Source organism: Sphingosinicella terrae, from assembly GCF_003347635.1.
Taxonomy (GTDB): Bacteria; Pseudomonadota; Alphaproteobacteria; order Sphingomonadales; family Sphingomonadaceae; genus Allosphingosinicella; species Allosphingosinicella terrae.
This window is the reverse complement of record NZ_QDFY01000014.1, coordinates 12,124-33,931: the sequence shown is the minus strand read 5'-3', so window position 1 is coordinate 33,931 and position 21,808 is coordinate 12,124. Positions and strand designations below refer to the sequence as shown.

The 21,808-nt window shown below is 67.9% G+C and carries 26 protein-coding genes and 1 pseudogene; 10 read left to right on the top strand and 17 right to left on the bottom strand.

From position 1 onward, the window contains the following. The first annotated feature begins 43 nt into the window (after positions 1-43). Together DDE10_RS19895 and DDE10_RS19890 are read left to right on the top strand one after the other, a co-directional pair. A complete protein-coding gene (locus DDE10_RS19895; RefSeq protein WP_114954556.1) occupies positions 44-472 on the top strand; it encodes a YciI family protein in 429 nt (142 codons plus the stop codon). Positions 473-536: 64 nt separating this feature from the next. Further along, the gene (locus tag DDE10_RS19890; RefSeq protein WP_114954555.1) at positions 537-1,787 is read left to right on the top strand and encodes an RNA polymerase sigma factor; all 1,251 of its coding nucleotides are present in this window, start codon (positions 537-539) and stop codon (positions 1,785-1,787) included. Here DDE10_RS19890 and DDE10_RS19885 read toward each other — a convergent pair. From DDE10_RS19885 to DDE10_RS19875, 3 genes are all read right to left on the bottom strand, one after another. Next, a complete protein-coding gene (locus DDE10_RS19885; RefSeq protein WP_114954554.1) occupies positions 1,751-2,155 on the bottom strand; it encodes a VOC family protein in 405 nt (134 codons plus the stop codon). The genes DDE10_RS19890 and DDE10_RS19885 overlap by 37 nt on opposite strands. Positions 2,156-2,241: 86 nt before the next feature. Further along, positions 2,242-4,659 (bottom strand): ligase-associated DNA damage response DEXH box helicase, encoded by a 2,418-nt coding sequence (locus DDE10_RS19880; RefSeq protein WP_114954553.1) that lies wholly within the window; start codon positions 4,657-4,659, stop codon positions 2,242-2,244. 24 nt (positions 4,660-4,683) lie between these two features. Further along, entirely contained in the window at positions 4,684-4,875 is a 192-nt protein-coding gene (locus tag DDE10_RS19875; RefSeq protein WP_114954552.1) for a hypothetical protein, read from the bottom strand. Between the two features lie 68 nt (positions 4,876-4,943). Here DDE10_RS19875 and DDE10_RS19870 point away from each other — a divergent pair, with 68 nt between their 5' ends. After that, complete coding sequence (locus tag DDE10_RS19870; RefSeq protein ID WP_114954551.1) at positions 4,944-5,942, top strand: ligase-associated DNA damage response exonuclease; 999 nt, start codon at positions 4,944-4,946, stop codon at positions 5,940-5,942. 12 nt (positions 5,943-5,954) lie between these two features. On the opposite strand, the gene DDE10_RS19865 is transcribed toward DDE10_RS19870, so the two are convergent. The 4 genes from DDE10_RS19865 to DDE10_RS19850 form a co-directional block, all read right to left on the bottom strand. Then, positions 5,955-6,197, bottom strand: a complete 243-nt coding sequence (locus tag DDE10_RS19865; RefSeq protein WP_114954550.1) for a hypothetical protein — start codon at positions 6,195-6,197, stop codon at positions 5,955-5,957. Next, complete coding sequence (gene pgmG, locus DDE10_RS19860) at positions 6,197-7,579, bottom strand: phosphoglucomutase/phosphomannomutase PgmG (RefSeq protein ID WP_114954549.1); 1,383 nt, start codon at positions 7,577-7,579, stop codon at positions 6,197-6,199. Before pgmG ends, DDE10_RS19865 begins: the two co-directional genes overlap by 1 nt. A 90-nt stretch (positions 7,580-7,669) precedes the next feature. After that, on the bottom strand, positions 7,670-7,939 hold the full coding sequence (locus tag DDE10_RS19855; protein ID WP_114954548.1) for a J domain-containing protein: 270 nt from the start codon (positions 7,937-7,939) through the stop codon (positions 7,670-7,672). After that, positions 7,939-8,745 carry a division plane positioning ATPase MipZ gene (locus DDE10_RS19850; protein WP_114954547.1) on the bottom strand — a complete coding sequence of 269 codons (807 nt, stop codon included), beginning with the start codon at positions 8,743-8,745 and terminating at the stop codon, positions 7,939-7,941. Before DDE10_RS19850 ends, DDE10_RS19855 begins: the two co-directional genes overlap by 1 nt. An 82-nt stretch (positions 8,746-8,827) precedes the next feature. Between DDE10_RS19850 and panC the strand changes: the two genes are divergently transcribed. Further along, a complete protein-coding gene (gene panC, locus DDE10_RS19845; protein WP_114954608.1) occupies positions 8,828-9,691 on the top strand; it encodes a pantoate--beta-alanine ligase in 864 nt (287 codons plus the stop codon). Between the two features lie 74 nt (positions 9,692-9,765). After that, entirely contained in the window at positions 9,766-10,068 is a 303-nt protein-coding gene (locus DDE10_RS19840) for an SEL1-like repeat protein (protein ID WP_114954546.1), read from the top strand. A 7-nt stretch (positions 10,069-10,075) separates the two neighbouring features. Here DDE10_RS19840 and DDE10_RS19835 read toward each other — a convergent pair whose 3' ends face one another. From DDE10_RS19835 to DDE10_RS19810, 6 genes are all read right to left on the bottom strand, one after another. Continuing rightward, positions 10,076-12,172, bottom strand: a complete 2,097-nt coding sequence (locus DDE10_RS19835) for an alpha/beta hydrolase family protein (RefSeq protein WP_114954545.1) — start codon at positions 12,170-12,172, stop codon at positions 10,076-10,078. A gap of 64 nt (positions 12,173-12,236) precedes the next feature. After that, a complete protein-coding gene (locus tag DDE10_RS19830; protein WP_114954544.1) occupies positions 12,237-13,373 on the bottom strand; it encodes a GNAT family N-acetyltransferase in 1,137 nt (378 codons plus the stop codon). Continuing rightward, on the bottom strand, positions 13,370-14,122 hold the full coding sequence (locus DDE10_RS19825; RefSeq protein WP_114954543.1) for a glycerophosphodiester phosphodiesterase family protein: 753 nt from the start codon (positions 14,120-14,122) through the stop codon (positions 13,370-13,372). The genes DDE10_RS19830 and DDE10_RS19825 overlap by 4 nt, the downstream gene beginning before the upstream one ends. Next, a complete protein-coding gene (locus tag DDE10_RS19820; RefSeq protein WP_114954542.1) occupies positions 14,094-14,564 on the bottom strand; it encodes a RidA family protein in 471 nt (156 codons plus the stop codon). Before DDE10_RS19820 ends, DDE10_RS19825 begins: the two co-directional genes overlap by 29 nt. Before the next feature lie 33 nt (positions 14,565-14,597). Next, complete coding sequence (locus DDE10_RS19815; protein ID WP_114954541.1) at positions 14,598-15,251, bottom strand: HAD family hydrolase; 654 nt, start codon at positions 15,249-15,251, stop codon at positions 14,598-14,600. Further along, entirely contained in the window at positions 15,248-15,514 is a 267-nt protein-coding gene (locus DDE10_RS19810) for a DUF3572 domain-containing protein (RefSeq protein ID WP_114954540.1), read from the bottom strand. Before DDE10_RS19810 ends, DDE10_RS19815 begins: the two co-directional genes overlap by 4 nt. 16 nt (positions 15,515-15,530) lie before the next feature. Here DDE10_RS19810 and DDE10_RS23945 point away from each other — a divergent pair. Beyond that, a pseudogene (locus DDE10_RS23945) lies at positions 15,531-15,890 on the top strand (response regulator); the annotation flags it as partial. 280 nt (positions 15,891-16,170) lie between these two features. On the opposite strand, the gene rpmG reads toward DDE10_RS23945, so the two are convergent. Next, a complete protein-coding gene (rpmG, locus tag DDE10_RS19800) occupies positions 16,171-16,338 on the bottom strand; it encodes a 50S ribosomal protein L33 (RefSeq protein WP_114954538.1) in 168 nt (55 codons plus the stop codon). Positions 16,339-16,542: 204 nt separating this feature from the next. On the opposite strand from rpmG, the gene DDE10_RS19795 reads away from it, so the two are divergent. Together DDE10_RS19795 and DDE10_RS19790 are read left to right on the top strand one after the other, a co-directional pair. Then, entirely contained in the window at positions 16,543-16,866 is a 324-nt protein-coding gene (locus tag DDE10_RS19795; RefSeq protein ID WP_114954537.1) for a hypothetical protein, read from the top strand. 36 nt (positions 16,867-16,902) lie between these two features. Beyond that, positions 16,903-17,466 carry a TMEM165/GDT1 family protein gene (locus tag DDE10_RS19790; RefSeq protein ID WP_114954536.1) on the top strand — a complete coding sequence of 188 codons (564 nt, stop codon included), beginning with the start codon at positions 16,903-16,905 and terminating at the stop codon, positions 17,464-17,466. A gap of 4 nt (positions 17,467-17,470) precedes the next feature. Here the strand turns inward: DDE10_RS19790 and DDE10_RS19785 are convergent, their stop codons facing one another. After that, positions 17,471-18,310 carry a metallophosphoesterase gene (locus DDE10_RS19785; protein ID WP_114954535.1) on the bottom strand — a complete coding sequence of 280 codons (840 nt, stop codon included), beginning with the start codon at positions 18,308-18,310 and terminating at the stop codon, positions 17,471-17,473. 111 nt (positions 18,311-18,421) lie between these two features. Between DDE10_RS19785 and DDE10_RS19780 the strand changes: the two genes are divergently transcribed. Both DDE10_RS19780 and DDE10_RS19775 read left to right on the top strand, forming a co-directional pair. Further along, positions 18,422-18,826: an alpha/beta hydrolase family protein gene (locus DDE10_RS19780; RefSeq protein ID WP_162806754.1), complete on the top strand. Its 405-nt coding sequence runs from the start codon at positions 18,422-18,424 to the stop codon at positions 18,824-18,826. Continuing rightward, the gene (locus DDE10_RS19775) at positions 18,826-20,409 is read left to right on the top strand and encodes a cisplatin damage response ATP-dependent DNA ligase (RefSeq protein ID WP_114954533.1); all 1,584 of its coding nucleotides are present in this window, start codon (positions 18,826-18,828) and stop codon (positions 20,407-20,409) included. Before DDE10_RS19780 ends, DDE10_RS19775 begins: the two co-directional genes overlap by 1 nt. A 56-nt stretch (positions 20,410-20,465) precedes the next feature. On the opposite strand, the gene DDE10_RS19770 is transcribed toward DDE10_RS19775, so the two are convergent. Then, positions 20,466-20,819 (bottom strand): hypothetical protein, encoded by a 354-nt coding sequence (locus DDE10_RS19770; protein WP_162806753.1) that lies wholly within the window; start codon positions 20,817-20,819, stop codon positions 20,466-20,468. A 165-nt stretch (positions 20,820-20,984) separates the two neighbouring features. Further along, on the bottom strand, positions 20,985-21,758 hold the full coding sequence (locus DDE10_RS19765) for a cold-shock protein (protein WP_114954531.1): 774 nt from the start codon (positions 21,756-21,758) through the stop codon (positions 20,985-20,987). Positions 21,759-21,808: the final 50 nt, after the last annotated feature.

The window sequence follows — 21,808 nt, the reverse complement described above, 5'->3', positions numbered from 1 at the left end:
CGGTGGGCCGTCCTTGTGGCGTCCACGAAGGAGGAGAAGCAGAATGCGTGTCATGGTTTTCGTGAAGGCGACGGATCAGAGCGAAGCCGGCGAAATGCCGTCGGAAGAGCTGATCGCCGCGATGATGAACTACAATGAGGAGCTGGTGAAGGCCGGCATCATGGTCGGTGGCGACGGCCTCCACCCATCGTCGAAAGGAGTCCGCATCCATTTTTCCGGTAGCGACCGGACAGTGATCGACGGGCCTTTCGCCGAGACCAAGGAGCTCGTTGCCGGTTACTGGATCTGGGAAGTGGCCTCGATGGACGAGGCGATCGAGTGGGCGAAGCGCTGTCCCAACCCGATGCCGGGCGATTCCGATCTCGAGATCCGGCCGATCTTCGCCGCCGAGGATTTCGGCGAAGCGTTCACGCCGGAGCTGCAGGCGCAGGAGGAGAGGCTTCGCCAGCAGATCGAGCAGAAGGGCACCTGAGCCGTTCGCCCCCCTGAGCCCGTGCGCGGGGACATCGTCTTCGTGCACGGGCAGGAGCCGAATCATGAGCATCGATCGGCAATGGCTGGAAGCGGCCCTGACGGCGGCCCGTCCCCAGGCGATGAGTGCGCTCTTGCGATACTTTCGCGATCTCGATCTGGCCGAGGAAGCGTATCAGAGCGCCTGCCTCAGGGCGCTGAGGGCCTGGCCGGAAAAGGGACCGCCCCGCGATCCGGTAGCCTGGCTCATTCTCGTTGGCCGCAATGCCGGGATCGACGGGACGCGAAGACAAGCGCGGGAAGTCGGACTGCCCGATGAGATCGCCCCCGACCCGGTTGAGGATGTCGAGGAGTCGCTGGCCGACTCGCTCGACCGTTCCGAATTTCCCGACGATCTGCTGCGGCTCCTGTTCATCTGCTGTCACCGGGATCTGCCGCCGACCCAGCAGATCGCGCTCGCCTTGCGAATCGTCTCGGGCCTCTCCGTGGCGCAGATCGCGCGTGCCTTCCTGGTCAGCGATGCTGCCATGGAGCAGAGGATCACCCGGGCGAAGAGGGTTGTCGCCCGCGCCGGCGCCGCCTTCGAGACGCCGTCGCCGGTCGCCCGGACCGAACGCCTGTCGACGGTCGCGGCCATGATCTATCTCCTGTTCAACGAAGGCTATACCGCGACGGAGCATGCCGACGCGAAGGTGCCGCTGTGCGAGGAGGCGATCCGCCTTTCGCGACTGCTCATGAGCATGTTTCCCGACGAGCCTGAGCTGATGGGGCTGACCGCCTTGCTGCTGCTCCAGCATGCCCGCAGAGCCGCCCGCTTCGACGCTTCTGGCGAGATCGTGTTGCTGGAACGTCAGGACCGGCGCTTGTGGGACCGCGCCACCATCAAGGAGGGGCTGGTGTTCGTCGCAAGGGCGTTCCGCCGGCATCGCCCCGGACGCTATCAGATCGAGGCCGCGATCGCTGCCTTGCACGACCGGGCGCCACGCTTCGACGACACCGATTGGCCGCAGATCGCTCGACTTTACGAGGCCCTCGAGCTCCATGCCCCCTCACCCGTGGTGACACTCAATCGTGCTGCCGCCTTGTCCAGGGCGGAGGGGCCGGAGGCGGCGCTCGCGCTGATTCGCCCGCTCGAGCCGGCGCTTTCCTCCTATTTCTATTTTCACGGGCTCAAAGGGCATCTGCTCCAGCGGCTCGGCGACAGAGCGGAGGCGCTCGAAGCCTTCAACCGCGCGATCGGTCTCGCGGGCACCGCCGCCGAAGCCGCGCAGATCCGCCTCTATCTGGACGAGCTCGGACCGCCAGGGGCGGCATAGCTCACCACCTCATATTCGATCCCGTCCGGATCGAGGAAGTAGAAGCGGCGCCCGGGTTCGTAGTCGCCATGGCTGAACGGCCGCAGCCCGGCCGCGATCACCCGCTCCTCTGTGACGTCGATCGATTCGACCTCGACGCCAATATGGTTGAGCGGGCGGCCCTTCGCGAAGTCGGCGTCTGCATAATCGGCTCCCGCCCCCGTATACAAGGCGACGTAATCGCGTTCCGCTCCGACATGGATGGTACGCCCGCCGTCGCGTGCCGGTCCATGCCAGCGTATCCGCCAGCCGAACACCTGCTCCATCAGCCGCGCGGCGCGTTCGGGGTCGCGGACGGTCACGTTCACATGCTCGATTCGGGCAGTCATCTCTTCCTCCTGCAGGGGCGATCCTGCCCCTTCCGAATCGGTCCTACGACCTGAACCTTGGTTGAGGTCAAGCGTCGTCTGCCCATTCACTCCCTGCGCATCGCCTCGGCCGCGAGCGCCTCCGCCTCGACCAGCAATTCGTCCTCGGCCGTCCCCGCCGGCGCCATCTCCCGACCGATCATGATGAGGACGGGGACCGCCAGCGGCGTGATCCGGTCGAGGTCGACGTGGAGCATCGTTCGCGCCGCGCGGTCGAGCAAGGCGCCGAGCCGGCGGACGTCGGTGAGGCGGGTCTTGGCGTCTTCCCAGGCAGCGCGGAGAAGCAGATGGTCGGGCTCGTACCGGCGAAGCACGTCGTAGATGAGGTCGGTCGAAAAGGTCACCTGGCGGCCGGTCTTGCGTCGACCGGGATGCTGCCGCTCCACCAGGCCGCCAATCACCGCTACCTCCCGGAAGGCGCGCTTGAGCAGGTTCGATCCCTGCACCCACTCGACGAATTCGTCCTCGAGCAGGTCCGGGCTGAACAAGGCGGCCGGATCACGGATCGGTTCGAGGCCGTAGCAGGCCAGCGCGTAATCGTTGGCGACGAAGCCTAGAGGCTTGAGTCGGGAAGCCTCCATCCGTCGCATGATCAGCATGCCCAGCGACTGGTGCGCGTTCCAGCCCTCGAAGCTGTACGCGACGATATAATGGCGCTGCTCGTGCGGGAACGTCTCGACCAGCAGTTGCTCGGGCCGAGGCAGGACCGATCGGTAGGCCTGGACCTCGAGCCATTCGCGGACATCGTCCGGAAAGCGTCGCCAGCTCTCTGGGTCGGCCAGGAACCCGCGCACGCGGTCGGCCAGATGCGTCGTCATGGCCAGCCGGGTGCCCATATAGGCGGGGATCCGCGCCGCCTTCGACGACGCATGCACGATGATCTCGGCCGCCGTCATGCGCTCGACCTCGAGCGTCAGTCCGGCGAAGAAGAAGGTGTCGCCAACGGACAGCGGTGCCGCGAAGGCCTCCTCCACAGTGCCCAGCCGACGCCCGTTGCGGAAACGAACGTCGAGCACCGGCGCGTCGACGATGATGCCTGCATTCATCCGGTGCTGCTGCACGAAGCGTGGATGCGAGACCCGCCAGCGGCCGTCGCTGCCGCGGGTGATGCGCTTGAACCGGTCATAGGCACGCAGCGAATAGCCGCCGCTCTCGATGAAGCCGAGGATCCGGTCGAGCGTCTCCGCCTCCAGCCCGGCATAGGGCGCGCAGCTCCGGACCTCTGCCAGCATCTCCGCTTCGGCGAAGGGTGCCGCGCAGGCGGCCGCCATCACATGCTGGGCGAGCACATCGAGGGCGCCGTCGCGGAACAGGTCCTGGTCGAGCTCGCGTTCGTCGACCGCGTCGAGCGCGGCGCGCGCCTCGAGATACTCGAACCGGTTGCCGGGGACGAGCAGCCCCTGGCTGGGCTCGTCGAGGCGGTGGTTGGCGCGGCCGATCCGCTGCAGCAGGCGCGACGAGCCCTTGGGCGCCCCCATCTGGATGACGAGGTCGATGTCGCCCCAGTCGACGCCGAGATCGAGGCTCGCGGTGCAGACCAGTGCCCGCAATCGTCCGTCGGCCACCGCCGCCTCGACCTTGCGGCGCGCCTCGACGGCGAGGCTGCCATGGTGGATGCCGATCGGCAGGGTCTGCTCGTTCACCGCCCACAGGTCCTGGAAGATGAGCTCGGCCAGGCCGCGCGTGTTGCAGAAGACCAAGGTGGTGCGGTGGCGTTCGATCTCCCGCATAACCTGGTGCGAAGCCCAGCGTCCGCTGTGGCCGGACCAGGGCACGCGCTCGTCCTCGGGCAACATGATCCGGATCTGGGGCTCGATGCCCGGATCGCCCTCGACATAAGTCACAGCTTCGACATCGGCATTCGGCGCCAGCCATTGCCGGTAGGCATCCGGATCGGCGATCGTCGCCGAGAGTCCGACCCGTCGCAACCCGGGGGCGATCCGCTGCAGTCGCGCCATCGCCAGCGCGAGAAGGTCGCCGCGCTTGGACGTCGCAAAGGCATGAACCTCGTCCACGACGATGGTCGCGAGATCGGCGAACAGCCGGAAGCTGTCCTCGTGGCTGAGCAGCAGGCTCAGCGACTCCGGCGTCGTGAGCAGCATCTGAGGTGGCCGCGTGCGCTGGCGAGCTTTGCGGTCGGCCGGCGTGTCGCCGGTGCGGGTCTCGATCCGGATCGGAAGTCCCATCTCTTCGACCGGGATCAGCAGGTTGCGCTGGACGTCGACGGCAAGCGCCTTCAGCGGCGAGACATAGAGCGTGTGCAGGCCCTCCGCCGGCCGCTCGGCCAGAGCGGCAAGACTCGGCAGGAAGCCGGCAAGCGTCTTGCCGGCGCCGGTCGGCGCGACCAGCAACGCGGAGCGGCCGGCCCGCGCCGCCTCGAGCATCTCGCGCTGGTGGCGACGGACCTGCCATCCTTTCGCTTCGAACCACGCAGCGATCGGTGGCGGAAGGGCGGCGTCAGCCATTGGTCCGATCGCCGCCAGCGGGTTTTACGGACCCTTGTCGGACTCGTGTCCGTGGGCGCGCTCCTCCGCCTCGTAGACGCGGCGCGTCGCCTCCTCGCTTCGCTCGATCTTGGCGCGCGAGCTGCGGTTGCGAAGCGCCGCCCAGGCGATCACGACCGCGAGCACGATCGCGCCGACGATGGTCAGTAGCGACCAGTTGAATCCGCCCAGGTCCATCGCTTCGACTCCTTTCATGGTGTCGGCCCCGCTTGGCGAGCCGCTCCGTCCTTCCCATATATCTCCTCATGGCCCGCCTCGGTTCCTGGATAGAGCCATTTTCCGAGGGCATCTATGTGCGTCCCGCGGACGCCTGGATCGATCCTTCACAGCCCAAGTCCATCGCCCTCGTTACGCACGGCCATGCCGACCACGCCCGCGGCGGGCACGGCGCTGTCTGGGCGACGCCGGAAACGCTGGCGATCATGGAGGCGCGCTACGGGCCCCAGACGGGCCGCGCCGCGGCTTATGGCGAGGTCGTCCGCCTCGGCGAGGTCGACGTCAGCTTCGTTCCGGCAGGACATGTGCTCGGGTCCGCGCAGATCGTTCTCGAACATGGCGGCGAGCGGGTGGTGGTGTCCGGGGACTATAAGCGCAGGCCGGATCCGACCTGCGCGCCGTTCGAGCCGGTACCCTGCGACATCTTCATCACCGAGGCGACGTTTGGACTCCCGGTCTTCCGGCATCCGGCCACCGCCGAGGAAGTCGATCGGCTGCTGGCCCGCCTCCACGACAATCCCGATCGATGTATCCTCGTCGGCGCCTACGCTCTCGGCAAGGCCCAGCGGCTGATCGTCGAGCTTCGCTGCCGTGGCTATCACGAGCCGATCTACATCCATGGTGCGCTCCAGCGCCTGTGCGATCTCTATGCCGGCTTCGGCGTGCCCCTCGGCGAGCTGAAGCCCGCGACCGGTGCGTCGAAGGGCGAGCTCAAGGGCCAGATCGTCATCGCCCCGCCCGGCTGCCTCAACGATCGCTGGTCACGTCGGCTGCCCGATCCGATCACCGCCATGGCCTCGGGCTGGATGCGGGTGCGCCAGCGCGCCCGCCAGCGCATGGTGGAGCTGCCGCTGATCGTCTCCGATCATGCCGACTGGGACGAGCTGACCGAGACGATCGCCGAACTGGCGCCGCGCGAGGTCTGGATCACCCACGGCCGGGAGGAGGCGCTCAAGCATTGGTGCATGACCCGACAGATCAAGGCGCGCGAACTCAACCTCGTCGGCTACGAGGACGAGGACGACTGAGAGGAGAGGCCTTCAGGCGTTGAGATAGGCGAGCAGGCCGATCCCGGCGGCCGCCAGCAAGCCCCAGCGGACGGCCCGCTCCACATTCTCGCTCTCGACGCGGGTGACGATGACGCTGCTGATCGGCATGATCACCACGAGAAGCCCGACGGAGAGCAGGGCACCCGTCCGCCAGCCGGCGAGCAGACCGCCGCACACGGCGAGCGCCGCCCAGGCCAGGCAGAAGAGCAAAGCTTCGATATGCAGTCGCGGCATCAATGCGAAGCCTGTGGCCCCCGCTTCACCCCCGACAGCGCGAGCTGGCCGTCGATCTGGCCGACCAGCCGCTCGAGGCCGGGCTGGTCCTTCGCCTCTGCACGTGCAACGAGTACGTCCTGGGTGTTCGAGGCGCGCAGCAGCCACCAGCCGTCATTCGTGGTCACCCGGGCACCGTCCGTCCGATCGACGCGGGCGCCGTCGGCGGCGAGCCGGTCGAGCACTTCGTCGACGATCGCGAACTTGCGGCTCTCCTCGACCTGGAAGCGCATCTCGGGCGTGTTGATCACCTTCGGCATTGCCGAGTGCAGGTTGCTGAGCGAACCGCCCAGCCCGGTGACGGCCCGGATCAGCCGAACCGCTGCGTAGAGCGCGTCGTCGAAGCCGTAATAATCGTGAGCGAAGAAAATGTGGCCGCTCATCTCGCCGGCGAGCGGCGCGCCGGTTTCCTTCATCTTGGACTTGATCAGGCTGTGGCCTGTCTTCCACATGCAGGGGGTCCCGCCGAGCTCGGCGACCCGGTCGAACAGCGCCTGGCTCGCTTTGACGTCGGCGATGATCGTCGCGCCCGGTACCGCCTCCAGCACCGGCTCGGCGAGGATCGACAGCAGTTGATCGCCCCAGATGACTCGGCCCTCGCCGTCGACAGCGCCGATCCGGTCCCCGTCCCCATCGAAGGCGACGCCGAAATCGAGCCCCTTCTCGCGAACGAGGCGCTTCAGATCCTCGAGATTGGCTTCGTCGGTCGGGTCGGGATGATGGTTGGGAAAGCGGCTGTCGATGTCGGTGAAGAGCAGGTGATGCTCGCCCGGCAGCCGCGCGGTGAGCTTCTCCACGGCCGGCCCGGCGGCGCCGTTGCCGGCGTCCCAACCGATCCGGAAGGCGTCGCCGTCAAAGCCCTGGAGCAGCCGCTCGACATAGGAATCGAGCACCTCGCGCTCGCTCACCGTGCCGTCCCCACTCTCCCAGTCGCCGGCCTCGGCCATGCGGCCGACCTTCTGGATGTTCTCGCCGAAGAAGGCGTTGTGGCCGAGCACCATCTTGAAGCCGTTATATTCCGGCGGGTTGTGGCTCCCGGTGATCTGGATGCCGCCGCCGACCGGCAGCTCCGCCTCCGCATAATAGAGCATCGGCGTCGGGCCGACGCCGACCTTGACCACGTCGACGCCGCTCTCGTTGAGGCCGCGCACCAGTGCCTGCTCGAGTATAGGGGAACTCTCGCGGCCGTCGCGCCCGACGGCGACGCGCGGGTCGCCCCCGCGGCGCGCGAGCGTGCCGAAACTGCGGCCGAGCGCATAGGCGTCCGCTTCGCTCAACGTCTTCCCGACAATGCCGCGAATGTCATATTCGCGCAGAGACGTGGGATCGAAGCGATGCGACATGAAAGGCTCCATGGACTGGGTCCGGGTGCGCACGCCGCGTCCGGACGATGAAGGAATTCGGCGGCGCCTGGCGCCGCACCAGCAAAATGGTCAAGCGCGCTTTCGGTTCAACTCCGCAACGAGCGCATCTCGGGCCGCGTTGACCTTGGTCGCCAGCTCGGCGGATCCTCCTGCGTCGGGATGGACGCGGGCGATGAGCCGCCGATGCGCGTCGCGCACCTCCTGCAGGCTCGCCTGTTCGCCGATGCCGAGGAGCGCGCGCGCCTCCGCGGCGGGCATTCTCGGTCTCAACCGGCTCTGCCGCCGCCACCACAGCCAGATGCCGGCGGCGACCGCGAGCAGGAGGACCAACTTGGTCATCAGCCGGCGGCGGCCTGTCGCGGTAGCGCCTCGGCGCCGCGTTCCGGTAGTGCGAAGCCGGCGATCATCTCGCGAAGCTCCTGTCGCGCCGCGACATGGGCAATGCCGACCTCGCCGATCTGCTGGAGGTCGAGCAAAGTGAGGCCCTTGGGAAACAATTCGCGGTAGATCACCCGTTCGTGCAGGCCTGGGATGATCCGAAAGCCGACCCGCCTTGACAATTCGGTGAGCGCCTCGCCGACACGGCGCATGTTGCGCGCCTCGATATGCTGCATCCGGTTGCGAAGCAGCACCCAGTCGACGCTCATGCCCTGGGACTTGGCGCGCTGGGTACGGCTGTTCCAGACCAGCTCGGCATAGAAGCTCGGCCGCCGGACGCGATAGCTTTCGGGATCGACCTCGCCGATGAGGTCGAGATCGACGAAGCTGTCGTTGATCGGCGTGACCAGGGTGTCGGCGCGGGTCAGGGCGGTGCGGGCGTGCGGATCGTCGCGCCCCGGCGTGTCGATGACCATGATCTCCGCGCCCTCGCCGAGCCGCTCGATCGCTGTCTCGAGGCTGTCTCCGGCCGACGGATCGAAAGTCGCATAGTCGGGCATGGGCAGCTCCACCCCGAGCCGGTCGATCGTCCCCTTCCGGTTGTCGAGGTAGCGGCCGAGGGTGCGCTGGCGCGTGTCGAGATCGAGCGCGGCGACCCGCCGTCCCTGGGCGGCGAGCGCGACGGCCGTGTGCACGGCCGTCGTCGACTTGCCGGTGCCGCCCTTTTCGTTGGCGAAGACGAGGAAATGCGGCGCTGCGGCGGCCATGTACTTGGATCCCGAACGGCTTGATCTCGAACGCTTCGGCCCGCAAAGAGCCGCGTCCTCCTCTATCGGAGCCCCACTGGCCGTGCAATTCATCCGTGAAAAGGAGTCGCTTCGTCGCGCCGTCGCTGCCTTGCGCGCGCAGGGCGGACGCATCGCCCTCGTCCCGACCATGGGGGCGCTCCACGCAGGGCACATGGCGCTGGTCGAGGAGGCAAGGGCGCGCGCCGGGCATGTGGTCGCCTCCATCTTCGTCAATCCCCGGCAATTCGGCGCGAACGAGGATCTCGCCACTTATCCTCGGCGCGAAGCCGAGGATGCGCGGATGCTCGAGGCGGCGGGCTGCGCGATCCTGTGGGCCCCCGACGCCGGGGAGATGTATCCGCAGGGCTATGCCACCACCGTCAGCGTCTCAGGGGTCAGCGAAGGGCTCTGCGGTGCGGCGCGCCCGGGCCATTTCGACGGCGTCGCCACCGTCGTGTGCAAATTGTTCAATCAGGTTCGTCCCGACGTCGCCCTGTTCGGCGAGAAGGATTATCAGCAGCTCGCCGTCATTCGCCGAATGGCCGCCGATCTCGACCTCGATCTCGAGATCGTTGGCGTGCCGACGATCCGCGAGCCGGACGGCCTCGCTCTGTCTTCGCGCAACGCCTATCTGTCGCCCGGCGAGCGTGCGGCGTCGAGGGTGCTGCCCGAGATGCTCCGCGCATTGGCCGCCGCGATCGCCGGCGGTGCGACCGTCGCGCCTGCGCTCGCCGAGGCGCGCGAGCGCCTCGTCGAGGCCGGCTTTGCCAAGGTCGACTATGTCGAGCTGCGCGACGCCGAGACGCTGACGCCGCTCGGGACTCTCGATCGGCCCGGGCGCCTGCTGGCGGCGGCCTGGATGGGCCGGACGCGGCTCATCGATAATGTGCCGATCGTGCCGGAGCCGGCTACGCACAGATCCTGATCGGCACGTTAACCATTTGTTGGTGACGAGAGGGCCAGATGGTCTCCTGATGCGCGAAAAAGGGGGCATCTCAAATGGCTCACAGTCTCAAATCGGCAGCATTCCTGATAGAATCCCGCATCGCCGACGCCGCCGGCGGCGACGTCCAGGCGCTGTTCGAACTCGGCGTCGCCTACTCGACCGGCAGCGGCGGCATCGCCGTCGATCTCGTCGAGGCGCATAAGTGGTTCAATCTCGCCGCGCTCAACGGCAGCGGTCCGGCGCAGGAATGCCGTGCCGAGATCGCCGACGAGATGAGCGCTCGCGAGATCGCCGAGGCCCAGCGTCAGGCGCGCGCCTGGCTCTCCGAAATCGGCCACTATCGGCGCGTCGCCTGATCTCTTCCTACGGCTGAGAGCCGGCCGTCGCGCTCGATGGCGTGACGGTGTCGACGGGCGCACCGTTCCGGTAGCGTTCGAACCAGGCCAGGATCGCCGCAGCCTTGGCGCCGCTCTGGGACGGTCGTGCCGCGAGGCTGCCATGGCCGGCGCCGGGCACCTTCACCAGCGCGGTCGGTACGCGGCGCAGCTGCAGCGCCGTATAATATTGCTCCGCCTCGCTCACCGGCGTCCGATAATCCTCGCTGCCGACGACGACGAGCGTCGGGGTGCGGACATTGCCGACCAGCGATAGGGGCGATCGCCGCCAATAGCTCTCCGGATCCTCCCAGGGCAGAGCGCCGAACCAGTAGCGCGAGAAATATGCGGGCGAATCAGCGGTCAGCGCGAAGCTCGACCAGTCGATCACCGGCTTCTGAACCGCGGCCGCGCGGAAACGGTCGGTCCGGCCGATGATCCAGGCGCTGAGCACGCCGCCGCCGGAGCCGCCGGTGACGAAGAGTCGTTCCGGATCGGCATAGCCTTCGGCGATGGCGGCATCGACGGCGCTGATCAGGTCGTCATAGTCGTTGCCGGGATAGGCATGATGGATCAGGTTCGCGAACTCGGCGCCATAGGAGGTCGATCCGCGCGGATTGACCGACAGGACCGCATAGCCGGCGGCGGCGTAGAGCTGGTTGTCGGTCGAGAAATGCGGGCCGTAAGCCGCGAAGGGGCCGCCATGGATCTCGAGGATCAGCGGGTGGCGCTCCCCGTCGCGATGACCGGGCGGAAGCGTCAGCCAGGCCTGGATCGGCCGATTGTCGAACGATGAGGCGAGCTCGAGCTCCCGCACCTCGCCCATCCGCTTGCCGTCCAGCAGTTCGCCGTTCAGCCGGGTGAGCTGGCGCCTCGTGCCGGAGCGCGTGACGACGATATCGGCGGGCCGGGTCGCGCTTCCGCCGGTGAAGGCGAGCGTCCCGTCGCCGGCGACGGAGAAGCTGCCGCCGGTATAGGGCCTGTCCAGCTCGGCGCCGCTCAACCCCTCGGCCACCATGCGAATCGATCCGTCGAGGCTGACCCGCGCGACCCGCGTGCGGCCGCGATCATCATAGGAGACGTAGATCGCGCGGCCGTCCGCCGACCAGACCGGCGCTTCCACGCTTCTGTCCAATGACTGGGTGAGGGGCCGGCGGTTGCCGCCCTGGGCGTCCATCACGTAGAGGACCGAATTCTCGTAGCCGCGCCGGCGATCGTCATAGCCTGTGAAGGCGATCAGCCGGCCGTCGGGCGATACTGCGGGTGAAGCGTCCGGACCGTCCCGATCGGTGAGCGCGCGAATCGCGTGGCTGGAGACGTCGAGCGCGTAGATTTCGGTGTCGACCGGCTCGCGCTCCCAATCCTCGCTCCGGTTGCCGCTGAAATAGAGGGTCCGAGCGTCAGGCGACCAGGAGAGCGGGCCGGAATGATTGTAGGGACCGAAGCTGAGCTGGCGGGGGGCACCGCCCTCGGCCGGCACCACGAAGATCTGGTCGTAGCCAGGGCGCAGATAGCCGGCGCCGTCGAAGCGATAGGTGACCGCCGTGATGACTTCGAGCGGCTCGGCCCATTGCGCGCCCTCCGGCCGTGCCGGCGCCGTCCCCAGCTTCGTGCCTTCGTCGGGTACGAACATCGAATAAGCGATGTGCTCCCCGTCGGGCGACCAGGCCAGGCTCCCGGGCGAATTGGGAAGGCCCGTGATCCGAACCGATTCGCCGCTCTCCATCCAGCGCACATGGAGCTGGGGCGGCCGACCATCGGCGGCCGAGACGTAGGCGAGGCGAGACCCGTCGGGAGACCAGCGTGGCTGGCTGTGCAGGCCCGCGCCGGCGACCAGCGGCATCTGCTCGCCGCCTCGCGTGTCGATCAGCCAGATGGAAGGGCGCAGGCGGTCGCTCATCACGTCGCCCGAGCGCCGGACATAGGCGATGAAGCGTCCGTTCGGGCTGATCTGGGGATCGCTCGCGACCTCGAGATCGAACAGGTCGCGCGCGGTAAAGCTCCGCTCCGGGCCGGACGCCGGCTGGGCCGCCGCCGGCGCCGAGACGAGGAGGAGCAGCGGCCAGAGGAAGGCGCGGACGTTCATCATTCTCTCCTCGGAGGCGGCAGACGTGCGGATGATAAGCGGGCGATGGACCTTGAGGAAAGGGTCAGCCCTTGCGGAACGGCGTGAATTCTTCGAGCGCGGCGATCTCGCGCTCGACCGCCTGTCGCTCTGCGGCGAGATAGGCGGCGACGGCGTCGCGGAACCCGGGATCGGGAATATGATGCGCTGAGTAGGTGGGCACTGGGCGATAGCCGCGGGCGAGCTTGTGCGCGCCCTGTGCCCCCGCCTCGACCCGTGCCATGCCGCGGGCGATAGCCGCCTCGATCGCCTGATAGTAGCAGATCTCGAAATGGAGGTGGGGCACTTCCTCGATCGCCCCCCAGTAGCGCCCGTAGAGGGCTTCGGCGCCGATGAGATTGAGCGCGCCGGCGATCGGCCGGCCCTCGCGCAGCGCCAGGATCAGCAGGACCCGGTCGGCAAGCCGCTCGCCGAGCAGGGAGAAGAAGGCGCGCGTGAGATAGGGACGGCCCCATTTGCGAGAGCCCGTGTCCTGATAGAATTGCCAGAAGGCGTCCCAGTGACTCTCTTCGATGGCCGCCCCGGTGAGATGCTCGACCGTGATGCCTTCGTGCGCGAGCGCCCGCTCGCGCCGGATCATCTTCCTCTTCCTTGACGACAAGGACGCGAGAAAGTCCTCGAAGCTCGCAAAGCCTTCGTTCAGCCAGTGGAACTGGCTGTCGGTGCGGATCAGCCATCCCGCCTCCCGGAACAGGGCCACCTCTTGCGGCGCGATGAAGGTGGCATGGGCGGAAGAGAGGCCATGGGCCGCGACCACCCGCTCGGCCGCGGCGATCAGCACCGGCGCCAGCGCAGGCTGGCGCGTCAGCAGCCGCCGTCCGGGCACGGGCGTGAATGGGACGGCGATCTGGAGCTTCGGATAATAGTCGCCGCCGGCCCGTTCATAGGCGTCGGCCCAGCCGTGATCGAACACATATTCGCCCTGGCTGTGGCTTTTCACATAAGCCGGCATCACCGCGTCCGGATGTCCATCCGCGCCGTCGATCGCGACCGGGACCGGCTGCCAGCCGGCACGCGCGGTGGCGCTGCCCGATTGCTCGAGCGCCGACAGAAAGGCGTGGCCGATGAACGGATCCGAGTTCCCCGCGCAGCGATCCCACGCCGCCGGATCGAAGGCGGAGACGCCGGCGGCCAATCGCGCGACGATGGGTTCGCCGCTCATGCCTGCCGCTCGAAGATGATCTGGTCGGCGTGCAGCGCCGCCGTCGCCCGATGATCGTCGCTGCGGCACGTCCAGGTGAGCAGCTTCAGGCCCCGCGCGCGCTGGCGGTCGGCAAAGCGCGAAGGGAGATCGCGAATGTCATAGGCAAGGAAATGGGGACGTGATCGCCACAGCGCTGCGTAGCGGGCGATCGAGCCGCGCCAGCGCCGCCCGCCTTCGGTGACGACGAGTCCGCGCAGCGTTGCCGGACTGTGGCGGGCGAACCACCGGCCGATCTCCGGATTGAACGACATCACCGCCACTGGCCCCTCATAGGACCGGATCGCGTCGGCGACGGCCCGGCTCAGCGGAGCCACTTGCCGTCCCGGCGACTTGACCTCGATGAGCAAGGCGGCCCGGCCGCCGATGAGGGCGAGCGCTTCCTCGAGAGAGGGGATCGCCTCGTCCGTCCCGCGCAGCCGAACATCCTTCAGTTGGGTAGCGTTAGTCTCGGCCAGTCGGCCACGCGCCGGCGTCAGCCGGTCCAGCTCGTAATCATGGAAGACGAAGGCGCGCCCATCGCGACTGGCCTGGACATCGAGCTCGATGCCCCATCCGCCGGCGATCGCCGCCTCGAAGGCGGCGCGGCTGTTCTCGACGATCCCGCTGCCGTGGAGCCCGCGGTGGGCGAACGGATGCGCGATCAGCCGGTCGAGCCGGCCGCCGTTCGGATCCGAAAGGTCAGTCCGGCCTGACGGCGACGACGGCATCGACCTCGACCGAGACGCCGAGCGGCAGCGCCGGCACGCCGACGGCGCTGCGGGCATGCTGGCCGGCAGTGCCGAACACCCGCTCCATCAGCTCGGAGGCGCCGTTGGCGACCTTGGGCTGATCGGTAAAGTCCGGGCTGCAGTTGACGAATACGCCGAGCTTGACGATCCGTTCGACGCGGTCGAGCGAGCCCAGCGCCGCCTTCATCTGGGCGACGAGCATGATGGCGCAGCGCTCGGCCGCCGCGCGGCCCTGCTCCAAGTCCTGGTTCTCGCCGAGCCGACCCGTGATCAAGCTGCCGTCGGGCCGGAACGGGATCTGACCCGAAATATGCATGAGCCCGTTCACGGTGACGGTAGGCACGTAGGCCGCAACCGGCGCCGCCGGGGTGGGGAGCTCGATGCCGAGCTCGGCGAGGCGGGAGTCGATGCTGTCGGTCATGTCCGCTGCGCTAGGATGAGGAGGGTCGCCTGGTCAAGGACGGCGATCCTCGTCCCCGCCCGGCTCCTGCCCGGTCAGCCGCGCCAGGATCCATGGCAGAGCTTCTTTCCAATCGTCGATACGGGCGTGGGCGTGCTCGGCCGGCGGGGTCGATGCGGCGAGGCGCGGCTCCGCGATCATTTGGAGACGCCATACGTCGGGCGCATGGTTCGCCACCGATTCGTGATGGACCGATAGGTCGTCGATGAAGACCGTGGCGCTCGGCCGCATCGACTCGATGAGTTCGCTCACCGGCCTGCCCTTGCCGCCGCGGTTGCACAGCACGCGATGCTTGATGTCGAATGCCTCCAGCTGGGCGACGCGGTTGGCCTCATAGGCATCGCCGATATTGGTGAGGATGACGATATCGGCGTGGCGCGCGATCTCGGCGAGAGCCTCGGCAGCGCCTGGCACGATATTCTGTCGATGCATCTCGCCATCGAAGAACATCTCGAGCAGCGGCCATACCCGCTCTTCCGGCACCAATTGGCCGTCTCGGCTGCGCAATGCGCCAGCGAAACCCGGGGTGTCGAGCGCGAAGACGAGGTCGGCCGCCTCTTCCACCCACTGCGCGAAATGGGTGACGAAGTGGAGGATCACCTCGTCGCAATCGCTGATAAGCAGCGGTCGGCCGTGCAACTGGCTCATGTTTCGAGCCTGCGGCGGACGTCGACCAACTGCAATGGGGTGATGCCGATGAAGGCGGCACAGGCGACCAGATCGGGTTCATGCGCCTCGAGGAACCGAATCAGGGCGGCCAGCAGCGATCGTTCGCCGATTCGGCCGCGCAACTGCTCCGGGGTGAGGCCGGTCAGCGCCAGGAACCGGTCCGCGCGCCCGTCATCGCTCAGCGTCCAGCCGAGTGCCTGCAGCGCCGCCGCCTCCGGATCGTTTGTTTGTTCATCCCGCATCGCTTAAGGCGCGCCGGTGGGACAAAAAATCCTGGTTGTCGAGGACAACGAGCTCAATCTGAAGCTGTTCTGCGAGCTGCTGCGCGCGCACGGCTATGAGGCAGAGCCGGTCCGCGACGGCCGCGAGGCGGTGGCGCGCGCGCGCGCGTTCGCGCCCGACCTCGTCATCATGGACATCCAGATGCCCTATGTCAGCGGCCTCGAGCTGATCGAGCAGATGAAGGCCGATGCGGATCTGCTCGCGACGCCGATCATGGCCGTGACGGCTTACGCTGCGAAGGGAGACGAGGAGCGGATTCGTGACGCCGGTGCCGAGGGCTATGTCTCCAAGCCGATCTCGGTGGTTCGCTTCGTCGAGGCGGTGGCGGGCCTGCTTGCGCTGGCCGAGCGGAAAGCCGCGGCGCCAGCGCCCGACCGACCAGACGATTCGGTCATTGCCGAATCGGCGCCTGACGCCGACGGTGCGGTCGAAGTGCAGTCCGAAGCCGGGGCCGTCGAAGCGGAGCCCGAAGCTCTCCCCTCTCCCGAGGCGCTGCCGTCGGTCAGCGAAAATGGAGAAAGCCCCGACGGCGCGGCGGCCGGCGAGGCTCAGGAAGATGAAACGGACAAGATGGAGCGTCCGGGTTGACGGGCGGCCGGTGACCCGGCCGGCCGGATCACTTGATCTTGGCTTCCTTGAACTCGACGTGCTTGCGCGCGACCGGATCGTATTTGCGGAAGCTCATCTTCTCGGTGATGTTCCGAGGATTCTTCTTGGTGACGTAATAGAAGCCCGTGTCGGCGGTGCTGACGAGCTTGATCTTCACCGTGGTCGGCTTGGCCATGACAGCCTCTTTCGAATTGGATGTGCAAAAAAATAAAGCGGCGCTGGCGCCGCCCTCGTGCGCGCCGCCTCTGCCCTGACCCCGCGATTCTGTCAAGGGCAGCGGTCCCGCCCTTCATCCGGCGGCACCCCCATTCGGCGCCGGTTAACGCGACTGTAACCGGAATGGGGCATCCTTCGCGGACGGGCGCTGAAGGAGCAAGCCATGCGCTGGGACCATGACGGGATGCTGGTGGTACGGGCGGACCTCGCCGATCGGCTCGAGCGGCTGCAGAGCAGCGCCCAGGGCCTCACCGTCCGCGATTTCGCCCAGCGTCTCGGGACGATCCGTATCCTCGCTTCGGCCTATGGCCTCGTCCCGGTCGTCGCGCTCGCCGACGCCTTCGAGCGGGCTATCCTCTCACAGCCGCGAGGCTGCCCTGCCGGCCTCTATTTCGAACGGCTGCGGGACGCGATCGGCTGCGAGCGCCTCGACGATGCCGCCGGCGAGGCGCTGCTCGCCTCGGTCTCCGTGCGCCTCGCCGGCTGATCGGACCGGCGCCAAGGCGCCTCCGGCATCCCCTGCATGGACGCGCTCGTCACCGCCTTCGTCGCCGCCTTCATCGCCGAATGGGGCGACAAGACCCAGCTCATCGTCGCCCTGCTCGCCGCCCGCTCGGGCAGGCCGGGTCTCGTCCTTGCCGGCCTCCTTGTGGCCGCGACGGTGAGCGCGGCGGTGGCGGCCTTCGCCGGTGCTCTCGTCGGTGCCACCATCACCATCCGCGCGATGAGCCTGATGGTCGCGCTGGCGCTGCTCTTCGCCGGGGTGGCGGGTCTCTTCAGGCGCGGAACCCCTTCGATCGGATCGGCGCGGACCCCCGTCCTGCTTGCCGCGCTCCTGCTCTGCCTCGCCGCGGAAATGGGAGACCGGACCCAGTTCATCACATTCGCTGTGGCCGGCCGGTTCGACTCGCCGGCCCTGGCGGCCTGCGGTGCGACGGCGGCCATCTTCGCCGCGGCCGTCCCCGCGGCCTTTCTCGGCGACAAGCTGAGGGCTGCGGTGCCGCTTCGCGCGATCCGGATCGCCGGCGCCATCCTTTTCCTTGTCGCCGGCTTCATCGTCGCGGTGCACGCGCTTCGCCTGGCCTGATCGGTCAGCGGGCCTCCGGCCCGACGGTGATCAGCCACATGTCCGGCGGAGCGCCGAGCCGGAGCGGCATGATGCTGGTACCTACTCCCGAGGTGACGATGAGGCTGTTGTCCCTCTCGTCGACGCGGCCGCAGGCATAGCGCTCGCCATGGTCGGACATGGTGCTGATCGCGCCGTACAGCGGCAGCCGGATCTGCCCGCAATGGGTATGGCCGGCCAGCATCAGCCCGGTGCCGCTCGGCAATTCGGCGAATGGATCGGGGCTGTGGCTGAGCAGGACCCGGGCGCCGCCGGCGCGGCTCATCGCTTCCAGCGTCGCCTGGAGATCGTCATGACCGGTGAAGGCATCGTCCAGGCCGCCGATCGCCAGGGGCCCGGCGCGAACCGCCTCGTTGTCGAGCAGCCGCACGCCGACGGCCTCCAGCGCTTCGGTGGCCTCGCGTGAGTCGCGCCAATGATCGTGGTTCCCGAGGACGGCGAAGACCCCGAGGCGGGGCCGCAACCGTTCGAAGGGCGCCACCGCCTGCCTCAGGGAGTAATGGCCGGTCGCGATCCGCCGGTCGCTCACCAGATCTCCGGCGATGAGCACGATGTCGGGGCTGGCGGCCTCGATCTGCCACACGATCTCGGCGAGGCGCGATGGAGTCATGTCTGGGGCGGCGACATGGACGTCGGACAGCAGTAGCAGGCGGATCGGCGGCTGACCCGCCGGCCACCGGGGCAGCATGACCGACGCCTCGCGGATGACGGGGCGGGCGGTGGCGTTGCGATAGCACCAGGCGACGAAGGCGAGGACGGCTACCAGCAGCAACAGGAGGAGGCGGCGGATCGTGAACAGGGGCACGGCGGCTCAGCTAGAGCATCGCGCGGCAAAGTGGAAACCGTGAACCGCCGCTCCATGCCTCGGCGCCAACGCGGCTTCCGCCGAGCGCGCGAGACGCTAGGCTTCCGTCCGGTGAGGAACTTACGCTCGGCGATCTTCAACCGGCTGGCGCAACGGATCGGCCATCTGCTCGCTTATCTCGGCGAACCCATGCTGAGCCATCAATCCTGGATGAGACCTGGAGTCGGTCCCGCCCGGCTCGCACCGGCTCGTGCGATCTCGCATTTCCCTGCGCCCGTGCTCGTCGTCGGCGGAACCGGCGGTCACAGCACTCCGGCTGCCGAGACACGTGCGCTTCACGCAGCGGCGGCGGGAACCAAGGCGCTGTGGCTCCTACCCGGCTTCGGCCATGCCGCGGTCGGGACGGGATGGACCGATCACTATCGCGAGCAGGTCCGCGCCCTGTCCCCGCGCACGCTCGGTGACTTACGGACCGAGCCGCTGGCGCCGCCTGCTCCCATGGCACGGGGCCGCTGATGCGAGCCTTTTCGCAGCTTCTCGATGCGCTCGTCTACACGCGCTCGCGCAGCACCAAGCTGAAGCTGATCGGCGACTATCTGCGCCGCACCCCGGACCCGGATCGCGGCTATGCGCTCGCCGCACTCACCGGAGAGCTCAGTCTTCCGGCGGTAAAGGGGGCGGCGGTCCGCGCCATCGTCGAGGAAAGGATTGATCCGACCCTGTTCCACATGAGCTGGGATTATGTGGGCGATCTCGCCGAGACCGCCGCCCTGCTGTGGCCGAAGCCGGTCGATCGCGGCGCGGATCTCGACGATGGCACACTCGGGATCGGCCGCGTCGTCGAGCGACTCTCGGCCCTCGGCCGGTCGGAGGCGCCGGGAGCGCTGGCCGGGATGCTCGACCATCTCGATGCGAGTGGTCGGTTCGCCTTGCTCAAGCTGGCCACCGGAGAGCTCAGGATCGGCATCTCGGCCCGTCTCGCCAAGGTCGCGCTGGCTCAGGCTTTCGGCCTCGACGTCGATGCGGTCGAGGAGGTGTGGCACGGGATCGGCCCGCCCTACCAGGCGCTTTTCGATTGGGCGGAGGGGCGCGGGCCGCAGCCGACGGCGGAGGATGTCCCGGTGTTCCGGCCGTTCATGCTCGCCCACCCGCTCGAGGATGTGCGGGTGTCGATGGACGAATATGCCGCCGAGTGGAAGTGGGACGGGATCCGGGTCCAACTGGTTCACGCCGGCGGCGAGACAAGGCTCTACAGCCGAGCCGGCGACGATATCACCCGCAGCTTCCCCGACGTCGCCGCCGCGTTCGATCGAGAGGGCGTCCTCGATGGTGAACTCCTCGTCAGGGGCGAGTTTCAGGGGGGCGAGGCGGGCAGCTTCAACGCCCTCCAGCAGCGTCTCGGCCGCAAGACGGTATCGGCCCGGATGCTTGCGGATTATCCGGCGTTCGTTCGCCTTTACGACGTGCTGATCGACGGACGGGAAGACGTCCGAATGTCCCCGTGGAGCGAGCGTCGGACCCGCCTCGAATCATTGGTCGCCCAGCTCGACCCAGAGCGGTTCGATCTTTCGTCGTTGATCGAGGCGGAAAGCTTCGAGGCGCTGGAGGAGATCCGGGGCGGGACGCGCGACGCGGCGATCGAAGGAGTGATGCTCAAGCGTCGGGATAGCCAATATGTGCCCGGACGACGCGTGGGGCTCTGGTACAAATGGAAGCGCGATCCGCTCAATGTCGACTGCGTCCTGATGTATGCCGCCCGCGGCAGCGGAAAGCGCTCCTCATATTATTCCGATTACACGTTCGGCTGCTGGAGCGAGACGGGCGAGCTGCTGCCGGTCGGCAAGGCCTATTTCGGCTTTACCGACGAGGAACTGATGTGGCTGGATCGCTTCGTCCGCAACCACACGGTGCAACGGTTCGGACCGGTGCGCGAGGTGGAGAAGAAGCTCGTGCTCGAGGTCGCCTTCGATTCGGTTCATCTCAGCAAACGCCACAAATCGGGATTGGCGATGCGCTTTCCCCGGGTGTCGCGGATCCGCCGGGACAAGCCGGCCGAGGAAGCCGACACGATCGAGACCTTGCGGCGGATGGTAACCTGAGACGTCTGGCTGCGAGGCCCGTGGGACGGTTGGAACCCCGGACTCGCGAGACGAGGCTAGATGGCAGGCCCGCCGGTCGGCGCGAGGGCCTCGCCAATGGCTCGGAAGTCCCGTCCACCGCGGCTCATCACTTCGCCGCATCGGCGCAGAAGGCGGGCGCGGTCTCCGCCGGCATCGGCACCGGCATTGGCGACATCGAAGCCCGGTGCCGCCGCGTCGATCCGTCCGAGGAAATATTGCGCCGCCACCCGGCCCATCGACCTCAGCCGTGGATCCTCCTCGTCCGAAAGCGCAGCCATCAGCCGGAAGCAGCGCAGGTCGAGCGCGGCCGGATCGCCGTCTTCGGCCGGGACGGCCGCCGGCGCCGTCGCGACGAACAGGGCGATGAGAAGGCTTTCCATGTCTGCCATGTAGAACGGCAAATATGGAGGATGGTTCAGAGGAAATGGTTTACGCGACGAAAAGCATGCCTGTGTCGACGGGCGGGACCAGGAAAGTGCGAACCGAACCGGACGCACGACGAAAAAGGCCGGCATCGCTGCCGGCCTTCAACTTCGTCCGCTGCCGAAGCAGCGTTACTGGATCGGAACCAGGTTCACCGCCGCGGTCTTGCCGCGCCGATCGACCTCGAGTTCGAACTCGATGCGATCGCCTTCGTTCAGCGAGATCATTCCAGCCCGCTCCACGGCGGAAATGTGCACGAACGCGTCGGGCTGGCCATCGTCGCGCGTAATGAAGCCGAAGCCCTTGGTGGCGTTGAAGAACTTCACCGTGCCGGTGGCCTTCTCGCCGGTCAGCTGACGCTGCGGCCCGCGCTCGCGCGGCCCGCTATCCTCGACCGGGAGCGGCTCGCCCTCGATCTTGAGATCGGTCGCCGAGACGCGGCCGCCGCGATCCACGAGCGTGAACTCGAGCGGCTGCCCTTCGGCCAGGCCTGTCAGGCCGGCCTGCTCGACCGCGGAAATGTGCACGAAGACGTCCTCGCCGCCGTCATCGCGCACGATGAAGCCGAAGCCCTTCTGCGCGTTGAAGAATTTGACGATGCCACGGCCTTCGCCGACGACCTGCGGGGGCATTCCGCCGCCGCCGCGCGGGCCGCCGAAGCCGCCGCCGCCACCACCGCCGCCGCGTGGCCCACCATAGCCGCCGCCACCGCCGCCGCGAGGCCCGCCATAGCCACCGCCGCCACCGCCGAAACGGTCGCCGCCGCCGCCATAGCCGCCGCCACCACCGAATCGGTCGCCGCCGCCGCCGAACCGGTCCTGACCCGGACCTTCCTCACCGATGAAATCGCGCTTGTCTCTGCCGCGCCCACCGCGCTCGCCGCGGCGCCCTCTGTCGAAACCCATCTGCTTCAGTTACTTTCCAGCGCCCAATCCCCTGTCAGAACCACCGCGCT

Bases quoted from the DNA above. Each gene is read 5' to 3' on its own strand.
- DDE10_RS19850 (WP_114954547.1), bottom strand. From the start codon at position 8,745: ATGGCCGCCGCAGCGCCGCATTTCCTCGTCTTCGCCAACGAAAAGGGC.
- DDE10_RS19870 (WP_114954551.1), top strand. From the start codon at position 4,944: ATGGCCCGCCTCGGTTCCTGGATAGAGCCATTTTCCGAGGGCATCTAT.
- DDE10_RS19865 (WP_114954550.1), bottom strand. From the start codon at position 6,197: ATGCCGCGACTGCATATCGAAGCTTTGCTCTTCTGCCTGGCCTGGGCG.
- pgmG (WP_114954549.1), bottom strand. From the start codon at position 7,579: ATGTCGCATCGCTTCGATCCCACGTCTCTGCGCGAATATGACATTCGC.
- DDE10_RS19830 (WP_114954544.1), bottom strand. From the start codon at position 13,373: ATGAGCGGCGAACCCATCGTCGCGCGATTGGCCGCCGGCGTCTCCGCC.
- DDE10_RS19820 (WP_114954542.1), bottom strand. From the start codon at position 14,564: ATGACCGACAGCATCGACTCCCGCCTCGCCGAGCTCGGCATCGAGCTC.
- DDE10_RS19895 (WP_114954556.1), top strand. From the start codon at position 44: ATGCGTGTCATGGTTTTCGTGAAGGCGACGGATCAGAGCGAAGCCGGC.
- DDE10_RS19770 (WP_162806753.1), bottom strand. From the start codon at position 20,819: ATGGCAGACATGGAAAGCCTTCTCATCGCCCTGTTCGTCGCGACGGCG.
- DDE10_RS19880 (WP_114954553.1), bottom strand. From the start codon at position 4,659: ATGGCTGACGCCGCCCTTCCGCCACCGATCGCTGCGTGGTTCGAAGCG.
- DDE10_RS19835 (WP_114954545.1), bottom strand. From the start codon at position 12,172: ATGAACGTCCGCGCCTTCCTCTGGCCGCTGCTCCTCCTCGTCTCGGCG.
- DDE10_RS19875 (WP_114954552.1), bottom strand. From the start codon at position 4,875: ATGGACCTGGGCGGATTCAACTGGTCGCTACTGACCATCGTCGGCGCG.
- DDE10_RS19890 (WP_114954555.1), top strand. From the start codon at position 537: ATGAGCATCGATCGGCAATGGCTGGAAGCGGCCCTGACGGCGGCCCGT.
- rpmG (WP_114954538.1), bottom strand. From the start codon at position 16,338: ATGGCCAAGCCGACCACGGTGAAGATCAAGCTCGTCAGCACCGCCGAC.
- DDE10_RS19855 (WP_114954548.1), bottom strand. From the start codon at position 7,939: ATGACCAAGTTGGTCCTCCTGCTCGCGGTCGCCGCCGGCATCTGGCTG.
- DDE10_RS19790 (WP_114954536.1), top strand. From the start codon at position 16,903: ATGGACGCGCTCGTCACCGCCTTCGTCGCCGCCTTCATCGCCGAATGG.
- DDE10_RS19795 (WP_114954537.1), top strand. From the start codon at position 16,543: ATGCGCTGGGACCATGACGGGATGCTGGTGGTACGGGCGGACCTCGCC.
- DDE10_RS19825 (WP_114954543.1), bottom strand. From the start codon at position 14,122: ATGCCGTCGTCGCCGTCAGGCCGGACTGACCTTTCGGATCCGAACGGC.
- DDE10_RS19765 (WP_114954531.1), bottom strand. From the start codon at position 21,758: ATGGGTTTCGACAGAGGGCGCCGCGGCGAGCGCGGTGGGCGCGGCAGA.
- DDE10_RS19775 (WP_114954533.1), top strand. From the start codon at position 18,826: ATGCGAGCCTTTTCGCAGCTTCTCGATGCGCTCGTCTACACGCGCTCG.
- DDE10_RS19885 (WP_114954554.1), bottom strand. From the start codon at position 2,155: ATGACTGCCCGAATCGAGCATGTGAACGTGACCGTCCGCGACCCCGAA.
- DDE10_RS19810 (WP_114954540.1), bottom strand. From the start codon at position 15,514: ATGCGGGATGAACAAACAAACGATCCGGAGGCGGCGGCGCTGCAGGCA.
- DDE10_RS19840 (WP_114954546.1), top strand. From the start codon at position 9,766: ATGGCTCACAGTCTCAAATCGGCAGCATTCCTGATAGAATCCCGCATC.
- DDE10_RS19815 (WP_114954541.1), bottom strand. From the start codon at position 15,251: ATGAGCCAGTTGCACGGCCGACCGCTGCTTATCAGCGATTGCGACGAG.